10 protein-coding genes are annotated in these 9,068 nt (G+C 58.6%); 3 read left to right on the top strand and 7 right to left on the bottom strand.

From position 1 onward, the window contains the following. Nucleotides 1–121 precede the first annotated feature (121 nt). Nucleotides 122–724, bottom strand: a complete 603-nt coding sequence (locus tag AAE484_RS08240) for a peroxiredoxin (protein ID WP_341937885.1) — start codon at nucleotides 722–724, stop codon at nucleotides 122–124. Between the two features lie 300 nt (nucleotides 725–1,024). Here AAE484_RS08240 and AAE484_RS08235 point away from each other — a divergent pair, with 300 nt between their 5' ends. Together AAE484_RS08235 and bfr are read left to right on the top strand one after the other, a co-directional pair. Continuing rightward, nucleotides 1,025–1,240 carry a bacterioferritin-associated ferredoxin gene (locus tag AAE484_RS08235; RefSeq protein ID WP_445928840.1) on the top strand — a complete coding sequence of 72 codons (216 nt, stop codon included), beginning with the start codon at nucleotides 1,025–1,027 and terminating at the stop codon, nucleotides 1,238–1,240. A gap of 175 nt (nucleotides 1,241–1,415) precedes the next feature. Further along, a complete protein-coding gene (gene bfr, locus AAE484_RS08230) occupies nucleotides 1,416–1,889 on the top strand; it encodes a bacterioferritin (RefSeq protein WP_341937884.1) in 474 nt (157 codons plus the stop codon). An 18-nt stretch (nucleotides 1,890–1,907) separates the two neighbouring features. Here bfr and AAE484_RS08225 read toward each other — a convergent pair whose 3' ends face one another. The 4 genes from AAE484_RS08225 to AAE484_RS08210 form a co-directional block, all read right to left on the bottom strand. Further along, nucleotides 1,908–2,669 carry a hypothetical protein gene (locus AAE484_RS08225; RefSeq protein WP_341937883.1) on the bottom strand — a complete coding sequence of 254 codons (762 nt, stop codon included), beginning with the start codon at nucleotides 2,667–2,669 and terminating at the stop codon, nucleotides 1,908–1,910. Nucleotides 2,670–2,733: 64 nt separating this feature from the next. After that, nucleotides 2,734–4,788: a protein kinase domain-containing protein gene (locus AAE484_RS08220; protein WP_341937882.1), complete on the bottom strand. Its 2,055-nt coding sequence runs from the start codon at nucleotides 4,786–4,788 to the stop codon at nucleotides 2,734–2,736. Nucleotides 4,789–4,850: 62 nt separating this feature from the next. Further along, on the bottom strand, nucleotides 4,851–5,333 hold the full coding sequence (locus AAE484_RS08215; RefSeq protein WP_341937881.1) for an STAS domain-containing protein: 483 nt from the start codon (nucleotides 5,331–5,333) through the stop codon (nucleotides 4,851–4,853). A 6-nt stretch (nucleotides 5,334–5,339) separates the two neighbouring features. Beyond that, the gene (locus tag AAE484_RS08210; protein ID WP_341937880.1) at nucleotides 5,340–6,524 is read right to left on the bottom strand and encodes a response regulator; all 1,185 of its coding nucleotides are present in this window, start codon (nucleotides 6,522–6,524) and stop codon (nucleotides 5,340–5,342) included. A 200-nt stretch (nucleotides 6,525–6,724) separates the two neighbouring features. Here AAE484_RS08210 and AAE484_RS08205 point away from each other — a divergent pair, with 200 nt between their 5' ends. Beyond that, nucleotides 6,725–7,027 carry a PilZ domain-containing protein gene (locus AAE484_RS08205; protein WP_341937879.1) on the top strand — a complete coding sequence of 101 codons (303 nt, stop codon included), beginning with the start codon at nucleotides 6,725–6,727 and terminating at the stop codon, nucleotides 7,025–7,027. Between the two features lie 54 nt (nucleotides 7,028–7,081). Here AAE484_RS08205 and AAE484_RS08200 read toward each other — a convergent pair whose 3' ends face one another. After that, nucleotides 7,082–7,849: an MlaA family lipoprotein gene (locus AAE484_RS08200; RefSeq protein WP_341937878.1), complete on the bottom strand. Its 768-nt coding sequence runs from the start codon at nucleotides 7,847–7,849 to the stop codon at nucleotides 7,082–7,084. Nucleotides 7,850–8,073: 224 nt separating this feature from the next. Then, a complete protein-coding gene (locus tag AAE484_RS08195) occupies nucleotides 8,074–9,000 on the bottom strand; it encodes a porin (protein WP_341937877.1) in 927 nt (308 codons plus the stop codon). Nucleotides 9,001–9,068: the final 68 nt, after the last annotated feature.

The following is a 9,068-nucleotide window of genomic DNA, read 5'->3' as shown; positions in this document are numbered from 1 at the left end:
CGGCCACCACCACGTGTACCGGAACAGCGCCAGTCAAGGCGCTACGCGCCATGCCTGGCGCACGCATAAAAAACCCGGCTGCAGTGCAGCCGGGTTTCCGGATCGTCGCAAAAGCGAGGGTTTACAGCTTGCCGCTGTTCTCGCCCAGGTACTTGGCCACACCCTCGGGGGAAGCGTCCATACCCTTGTCGCCCTGCTGCCAACCGGCGGGGCACACTTCACCGTGCTCCTGGTGAAACGCCAGAGCGTCGACCATGCGCAGCATCTCGTCAACGTTGCGGCCCAGCGGCAGGTCGTTGACGATCTGGTGACGGACCAGGCCGTCTTCGTCGATCAGGAAAGAACCACGGAAGGCCACACCACCCTCGGACTCAACATCGTAGGCACGGCAGATTTCGTGCTTGACGTCGGCTGCCAGGGTGTAGCGAACCTGACCAATGCCGCCCTGGTCAACGGGGGTGTTGCGCCAGGCATTATGGGTGAACTGGGAGTCGATTGAGACGCCAATTACTTCCACATTGCGCTTTTTGAACTCATCGACGCGATGATCAAACGCAATCAGCTCTGACGGGCAGACAAAGGTGAAGTCCAGCGGGTAGAAAAACAGCACCGCTTTCTTGCCCTTGATCGCGGACTGAAGGTTGAATTCATCAACGATCTCACCGTTGCCCAGAACGGCAGCGGAAGTAAAATCGGGTGCGGGTTTACCTACTAATACGCCCATATACAATCTCCTGATTAGTGGACTTTGGGGTTAAATGAAAAAGTTCAGCCAAAAGGTCCCTCCCGGCCAGGTGAAAGCCGCGAAACCTCTCAGTCGTTAATAGCGAGGCCCTATGATACAGATAGAGCCCCGGCCCTCCTATTGATTTTATAAATGAACCTGACAGAAACAGGCTATATAGCTCAACACTATCGCTCAATTTTCATCCATAGCGACACGAATAGCAATTATTCTCAAAATTTATTGACACATATTCTCATTACCATTAAGATCCACAGTAAGTCAGGTCAAGTTGGAGCCATGCCCATGTACGTTTGTGTCTGTAAGGGTATTACCGATCATCAAATCAAAGACGCGGTCTATCAGGGCGCGACGTCAGTCGGTCGGTTGCGCAAGGCACTGGGTGTTGCCACTCAATGCGGCAAGTGCACCTGCCTGACACGTGAGATCATTGATGAGACCCTGCAACAGCGCGAGCCGGTCGAGACCATGCCCCTCTATTACGCCGTCGCCTGATCATCCGCACTCACGGAGCCCCTTGACGGCTCCGTGCTGATTGAAAATCAGACGCAAAAGCATTTATTTTCCCTTCTGCATCAAATACTTAGCTTACCCGAACCGCTTGACACCCCGCCCGGAGCGACCCACACTAGGACTTATATCCTCACCGAGTCAGTCAGTGGAGCACTCTATGAAAGGCGACGCCAAAGTTATTGAAATCCTCAACAAGGCCCTGGGTAATGAGCTGGTAGCCATTAACCAGTATTTTCTGCATGCCCGCATGTACAAGGATTGGGGGCTCAAAGCGCTTGCGGATCACGAATATGAAGAATCCATCGACGAAATGAAGCATGCCGACATGCTGATTGAGCGGATTCTGTTTCTGGAGGGGCTGCCCAACCTGCAGGATCTGGGGAAGTTGTTGATCGGAGAGAACACCCAGGAAATGCTGGCCTCAGACCTCAAGCTCGAGTTGCAGGGCATTCCCGATCTGCGCGACGGCATTGTTTACTGTGAATCCGTGCGCGACTTCGGCAGCCGAGACCTGCTGCAGACCATCCTGGAATCCGAAGAAGAGCATGTGGATTGGCTGGAAACCCAACTGTCACTGATCGACAAGGTAGGCATCCAGAATTACCTGCAGACCCAGATGGGAGGCGCCTGAGCGCCGCCCGAAAGACAATCAGTTGAGCAGGCCGACGACGCCCACGGAGTAGGCGCGGCCCTCTTCTGCACCGGACAGATGGCGGGTCTCAAGCGTTGAGCCCACCGCCAGGTCCTCGCGCAGATAGCGGGTGTCCCCGGTGCCCAGGTCGTAACTGATGGGCACGGGCCCGCTGAACCAGTAGGCGATCACATCGCCCCGCTCCACCCCCACACTGACCGGGAAGCTGATACGCTGACGCCCGGTTTCCTCGACAGTGAGCTCCATACTCTCCCAGATCACGACCCACTGGTCATCGACCGGTCGCAACACCTTGACCTTGAAGCTCGAGGTTTCCAGAAAGTGGGCTGCCACCCCGGTCAGGGTTCCGGCGTCGGGTATGGGATTGTCCAGATCCACCAGGGTGCGGGACTCTTCCACGCCGTTAGCGCGCTCGACCAGTTCGCCCCCGATATAGTCCAACAGATCGGCCTGGAGCAGAAACGACTGGTAGCTGTCGATCTGGGACTCGATAAAAGCGCGAATTGAGGAGCGCAGCTCAGAGGCATCCTGGGTGCGGGAGGACTTTTCCGTCTCCAGCACACCGATCAGCCGCTCGCGCTCGTCCAGCTGGTCCAGCAGACGCTGTTCACTGACCCGAAGCTCCGATATTTCGTCGCTGGCCTGCGAGAGGCGTCGCTCCAGCTCCTGATTGTCGTCGCGCAGCTCTTTGATATCGGGCTGGGCCACGCAACCGGCGAGCCCCACCAGCACTATAAGCACAATGGACATGTTTCGCATGGGCACTCCTTCATTGGTTGACTACTGCCGACCCGTATCTTACACCCGCACTGCCCCGGTCGGGCTATTTAATCTGAAAAGAGACCGATCCCAGTCGCTCACCGGCCATCATCAGGTCAAGCGCATAGCTACCCTCGGCAAAACCGGATACGGCACGCTCAATCCGGAAAAAGTTTTCCCCGGCCTCCTCCTGCACAATGACCGGTACCTGCGCAATCTGTACTTGCCGGGAACCATCGTGAAGAATTGCCTGAATCACCGTACTGGTCTGAGCAAAGTTGCGGAACCGGAAGCCGGCGTACAGCACCCGTCCCCCATCCAGGCTGGCCTCCTGGGGACTGTCGAGTGAGACCGGGGGCTCATGACTGACGCGCAACCGCTCTATCACCGGGTTTTGCGCAAGATCTTCCAGCTCGCTGTGTTGCACCGCCAGCGCCAGAAGCATCGGACTGCCGGGAAACCGCTCCCTTGCCGGTCGCAACAGCTCATCGGCGGCCTCCAGTTCGCCCTGCTGCAGCAGGCGCTCTATGCGCGCCGCCAGCTGATTGACCTCCTGCAGCTCAGCCGTCTGCTCCTGAACCGAAGGCGCTGCTTCTTCAGGCTCCGGAGTGCTCTCACGCTCACCAGTACTCTCGCCTTCCGGTTCCGCCGGAATTTCGGTCGCTGGCTCCACCGGAGATTCACTTTGCGCAGACGGCGGTTCAAACAGGTCCTCAGCCACCAGGGGAAACTCGGGCATTGCCCCGGCCCCGGAGGGGTCGCTGTCGGGCTCCTTCAGGGGCAGCGGAGCGGCCAATGCCGGATCGAAACCGGTCGCCGGCGGAGCCGGTTCGCCCCCGGCAAGACCGGCATCGGCCGCTATAGTCGCCGGTGTGGACTCGGGCTCACCACCACCTCTGAACGTTGCCCCATCGTTCCTCTCGGGCCCGGGTGCCTCCTCGGGGGAGGCCACAAAACCGGTCAGCCGCTCACTCATGGTTCCCCACTGCTCCAGCAGGGGCGCCTGATAGTAAAAAGCCGCGCCACCTACCGCCACCGCCAGCAGCAGAGCCACGCCCCAGGAGCGACGTTGCGGAGGCGCTTCCAGAGGATCACCCAGGTCCTCATCCCGCTCGGCAAACAGGGACTCCGGCTCGCTGGCCTCTTGCGCATTGCGCAACTCTTGAGCACTCCGCAACTCCGAGATCTCACCCAGGGCATCGTCGGGATTGTCCCCCATGACATCGCTATAGGCTGACCAGGCCTCGGGTGGGTGGTATTTGGTCGGGGTCTCGCCACTGATCTCATCGATCAGGGAGCGCTCGCCCGCCTGCTCAATCTCGGCCAGTTGCGGCTCGCTGAACGCGTCGATCGCCGCAATAAATTCAGCACCACTCTGAAAGCGATCGTCGGGGTTTTTGGCCAGAGCACGGTCAATCAACCCCTGAAAGTCGCTCAGGTGCGGAGGCAGGCGTGGGATGGTATCGGAAATGTGCATCACGCCCACGGAGACGGCCGAGTCGGAGTCGTAGGGAAGATAGCCCGTCAGCAGGAGAAAGGTGACGACACCCAGACTGTAAAGGTCCGAGCGCCCATCAACGGTGGCCCCCCGGGCCTGCTCCGGGCTCATGTAGTGAGGGGTGCCCACGGCCGTACCCGTCTGGGTCATACTGGAGGCGATATCGGCGATGCGGGCAATACCGAAGTCCATCAACACGGCCCGACCGTCCTCCGCGTGCAACATGATATTGTCGGGCTTCACGTCGCGGTGCACGCAACCTTTGCGCGCGGCGTAATCCAGGGCGCGGGCCACGTCTTTCACCGCTCGCAGGTTGTCGCTCAGGCTCAGCTCAAACCGCCGGTGTTTGAGGTCCCGTCCGGGGACATACTCCATGGACAGAAAGTGCAATCCGTTGTGCGTGCCAACGTCGTAGACCGTAACAATGTTGGGGTGCATCAGGCGGCTGACAATGCGCGCTTCGGTGAGAAAGCGCTCACTGAACGTGGAATCGCGGGAAATGCGGGGGTCGAGAACCTTGAGCGCCACCTCCCGCTCAAAGCTTTCCTGTATGGCCAGATACACCGTGGCCATACCGCCTTCTCCGAGAGTGTCGACTATTTTGTAACCGGGTATGTCCATGGGGTTCACGAATGACTGGGCCGGTAGCAACCGGCGCTCGCGCTGGATGAATGGAGGGGCTCTTAGCGCTCCTCGAGCATTTTTACCAGATTGCGAAAGGTTTCGCGATTCTCCTTATTGAGTCCCATCAGGATCTTGTGAGCTTCCAGGACCTTTTCCTTGACCTGATACTCCTCGGAGGTATCGGCGGGAAGCGGCTGAGCGGGCTCAAGCGGCGGCTCCAGATCTTTGACGATGGTGAAAATTTCATGGAAACCCATGGTCTGAAGCAAGCGGTTGATACTCTCATTGGTGGAATAAACCACCGGAGTGATGCCCCGCTGTTCGCGTCCCTGCAGTGCTATTTTGGCCATCAATCCCAGTGTCGTACTGTCAATGGCCTCGGCCTCGGACAGGTCAAACATGACTTCCGAGAAGTCGTCTCGGCTGAACATCGTGTCGATGAATTGATCAAAGGAAATGCACAGTGTCAGCCGAACATCACCGAGCATTTTGATGACGTAGACACCGTCGTGATCCGCTACCAGTATCTGACCGGGCCGCATGCGTGATTACCTCTTGATAATGGTCATGATGGCAATGTCATCGGGCGTTTCACTCACATCCTTTACTCCCAGGGCATTACAGAGACTGTCGAGACTGGTGGCATTGCGCCCCACCAACTCCAGCAGGTAGGCTTCTTTGTCCTGCAGCTCCCTGGGAGGCAGGATTTCCAGCACCCCATCGGAAAAACAGGCCAGCGAAAACTGCTCCGGTAGCTGTCGACTGTATACCTGCCAGTCGGGATGCGCAAAAATCCCGACCGGTTTGCCGCTGCCCTGCAGAAACTCGGCACCGGTATCCGTCACCAGAATCGGCATGGGCAAGTGTCCGGCCACCACATAACGCATTTCTCTGGTGTGAGTGTCTACCACTCCCACAAAGAAGGTCAAATGGTGATTGAGACGGGTTTCATTGAGTTCCTCGTTGATCTGCTGGAGCATGGTGTTCGCCCCCTGGTCGAACGAGGCCTCATCGCTGAACAGCCCTTCCTCGCGCACCATACGACTGACCAGGTGCTTCAACCAGATGGTCACAAATGCCGACGAGGCCCCGTGACCGGACACATCAGCCAGATAGAAAGCGAGATAGCGCTGCGTAATATAGGCGTAGTCGACAAAATCGCCACTCAGGTACAGCGAGGGCGCAATGTGATGCGAGGCCTGGTACCCCTGGGGTGTGCTCAGTGGAGCCGGTAGCAGGCGTTGCTGGACCTGACGTCCCGCCTGCTGGTCACGCTCAAGCACCCGCAGGTTCTCGCGCAAGCCCCGGTTGGCGTATTCCAGCTTCTCCCGATAGCGCTGGTTCTGTAGCAGCAGGTCCCGACGCTCAAGCGCCCGACTGACGGAGTGGACCAGCATTTCCATATCAACCAGGGGTTTGATCAGATAGTCGCTGGCACCGAGGCGCAGCGCCGACACCACATCCCCCATCACTCCGGCGCCGGAGATCACGATGACCGGCAGGTCGGGGGATTGTTCGTGCAGGGTCTTCAGCACCTGCAGCCCATCAAGCCCGGGCATGCGCAAGTCCGTAATCACCAGCTCCGGGCGCTGTTCGCGGCAGATTTCCAGCCCGGACGGGCCGTCGCTCGCCTCCAGCACCTCGAAGCCACTGTCTTCAAGATAGGCCACGATACTTTGGCGAACCGGGGCGTCGTCGTCGATGATCAGCAGTTTTCTGCTTACGTCGGTCATCTGAATTGGGGTCCGGCCGCCGGGAAAGTCGAAGGATGCATAAGGCGCAATACACTACTCCCTTATCCAAACACGCGCAAGCTGTTCAAAGTACGGATTTTAGACTAAGTTTAAGCTAAGATTGTGTCGCCTGCCGACCTTTATGATTGGCACATCAGGGTGGCATTGCAACAACCAGACAATACCGGGAGAGAGACACCATGACGGTTGATCGCGCCAAGCAAGAAAAGCGGGATTTTATCAGGATGAAGATCGATACGCCGCTCAGGGCCCAGATCAATGGCGAGGGAATTGCCGCTGAAGGCCTCTGCCACGAGCTTAGCGGCGGCGGCATGCAATTGGCCACCGAGCACAGTCTGGAGCCCGGCACAGAGGTTGAGGTGGCCATTTCATCCGAACATGGACAGAACCCCACCCTCCGCGCCAAGGCGCGCGTGATCCGCACCCGCGCCGATGCCAATATCTACCGGGTAGGGCTGGAGATTCTGGAAATCATACAGTGACGGGCGCTTGGGTGTACTGGAGGCCCCGGTGGGAACCCCAGGCCGGCGGGAGCCCTAGAAGGGATCGCCACCCTCGTCTTCGCCGAAATCACCGTATTCCGACATATCCATGTCAGTGCCAAACTCGTCTTCCACCTCGCCATCCTTGATCAGGTACTCCCGGCGCTGCAGGTACGCATCGCGGATAAAGGTGTAATGATCGCCGGTCAGGTGCTTCTCCAACTCCATCAACTGAGACCGTTGATTGATGTAGTACAGCGCCAGAATGCTGTTGCGCGTCCGGGTGTGTTTGACCTGAAACAGCGGGTCAGCCACCCAGTCGACCGGCATCGCCAGGGTGTCACGCACCGTGCTGGCCCCCAGAAAAGGAAGCACCAGGTAGGGTCCCCGATCAAAACCCCAGACGGCCAACGTCTGGCCAAAGTCCTCGTGATCGCCGTTCTCCAGCCCCACCTGCTTGGCGACATCGAACAGGCCACCGATACCCAGGGTAGAGTTGATCAAAAACCGGCCGGAATCATGCGCCGCAACGCCCGGCTTGCCCTGAAGCAGGCCATTGAGCGCACTGGGCACCTCAAGCACGTTATTGAAGAGATTGCGCACCCCGGTCTGCATGAACTCGGGGGTGACATAACGGTAGCCCTGGGTCACCGGCTTGAGCACGAAGCGGTCAGCCACCGTATTGAAGTTGTGGATACGCCGGTTGAAGTCTTCCCAGGGGTCTTCAAAATCATCATTCGAAAGGGCGGGAGCTGCCAACATCAACAGCAGACAGAGAGCGGGAGCCGTCGTCCATAATCGGATCACACTGGGGCTGGTCACAGAAAACACCTCGGTTCATCAATCGGATTGGGGCCTTCAGGCTCGGAGCGGCACCACCGCCAACCGGGCACCGGCAGGAAACACTCCCTTTAGTACGAACCAGTGTAACCGCCTCGCCTGCGCCAATCTGTAAAAATTTGTTAGGGGAGCCAATAGACAACCGGCCCGGGGGAGCGCCCCGGGCCGGTGTCGACGTGACTCCCCGTCGGGTCACCCACGCTACCTCAGAATGACAGGCTGATACCCGCACCCAGGTACTGGTCATCGCAGCCTTCACCGCCGCAACCAAAGTCATTGCGCTCATTGGTATAATAACCGAACAATTTGGCCCGGTCACTGAGCTTGTAGTCGGCTCCCAGACTCAGCTGCTCGCCGCCTCCGAAATTGACGTCCGAGCTACCGGCCTGCGCCTTGAACGACCACAGTTCGCTCGCCTCCCAGAGCACAGACATCAGCATACCGTCCTCATCAATCGCGCCGTCGTCGTAGCTCTCCACCAGTGCCCCGATGTGAACGTTGTTCAGCGAGTAGCGGGCCACCAGGCGGACCAGGTCGGCGCCCGGCTGCTGGACGTCCTGATCCAGCCCCACCGACAGATACAGGTTCTGGTCGTCGCTCTGGTAGTGACCGGCGGCCGAGATGCCGGCATCGACACCATCGACTTCGCTGGCGATATAGGCGACCGAGCCCGAGAAGTAATCCGCCACCCGGGGCGATTTGTACTGAACGATATTGTTGGCGCGCACATCACCCGCGAACAGGTAATTGATATCGCCTTCCAGATCATTGAACAGGTCGATCTTGCCCTGGGCCGATTTGACGGGGGTGTTCGCCTTGCCGGCCATGAGGGTGCCAAACTCGCCGCGCACGCCCACATAGATGTCGCGCTGGGTAAAGGTCTGGCCCCCACCCTCGCCGTCGTCAACAAAGGTCTGGTACTCGAACTGATAGATGGCCTCAAGCCCTTCGCCCAGCTCTTCGGAGCCCTTGACGCCCAGGCGGGACGCATTGCTTACCAGCTCCACTTTGCTGTCTCCCGTTTCATCGGCATGCTGGAGTGAGACATTCGCTTTGCCGTAGACCTGGACGTCGGCCAGACTCTGGAGCGGAAATATCGCGAAAGCCAGCAATGGCACGGAAAGTCGTTTCATGGAATATTCCTCTGTTTCAACGCAAGTTTCGGCGCTTGTGCACCCGTAAACGGGCGCAATTCTATCGC

Source organism: Marinimicrobium sp. C2-29 (assembly GCF_038419845.1).
In the GTDB taxonomy this organism is placed as follows: domain Bacteria; phylum Pseudomonadota; class Gammaproteobacteria; order Pseudomonadales; family Cellvibrionaceae; genus Marinimicrobium.
Note: the sequence above shows the minus strand (reverse complement) of the source record. Positions and strands in the feature narration are given on the sequence as shown.

What these genes read in the sequence shown, in the direction of transcription:
- AAE484_RS08240 (WP_341937885.1), bottom strand. Translation starts at nt 724, where the DNA reads ATGGGCGTATTAGTAGGTAAACCCGCACCCGATTTTACTTCCGCTGCC.
- AAE484_RS08235 (WP_445928840.1), top strand. Translation starts at nt 1,025, where the DNA reads ATGCCCATGTACGTTTGTGTCTGTAAGGGTATTACCGATCATCAAATC.
- bfr (WP_341937884.1), top strand. Translation starts at nt 1,416, where the DNA reads ATGAAAGGCGACGCCAAAGTTATTGAAATCCTCAACAAGGCCCTGGGT.
- AAE484_RS08225 (WP_341937883.1), bottom strand. Translation starts at nt 2,669, where the DNA reads ATGCGAAACATGTCCATTGTGCTTATAGTGCTGGTGGGGCTCGCCGGT.
- AAE484_RS08220 (WP_341937882.1), bottom strand. Translation starts at nt 4,788, where the DNA reads ATGGACATACCCGGTTACAAAATAGTCGACACTCTCGGAGAAGGCGGT.
- AAE484_RS08215 (WP_341937881.1), bottom strand. Translation starts at nt 5,333, where the DNA reads ATGCGGCCCGGTCAGATACTGGTAGCGGATCACGACGGTGTCTACGTC.
- AAE484_RS08210 (WP_341937880.1), bottom strand. Translation starts at nt 6,524, where the DNA reads ATGACCGACGTAAGCAGAAAACTGCTGATCATCGACGACGACGCCCCG.
- AAE484_RS08205 (WP_341937879.1), top strand. Translation starts at nt 6,725, where the DNA reads ATGACGGTTGATCGCGCCAAGCAAGAAAAGCGGGATTTTATCAGGATG.
- AAE484_RS08195 (WP_341937877.1), bottom strand. Translation starts at nt 9,000, where the DNA reads ATGAAACGACTTTCCGTGCCATTGCTGGCTTTCGCGATATTTCCGCTC.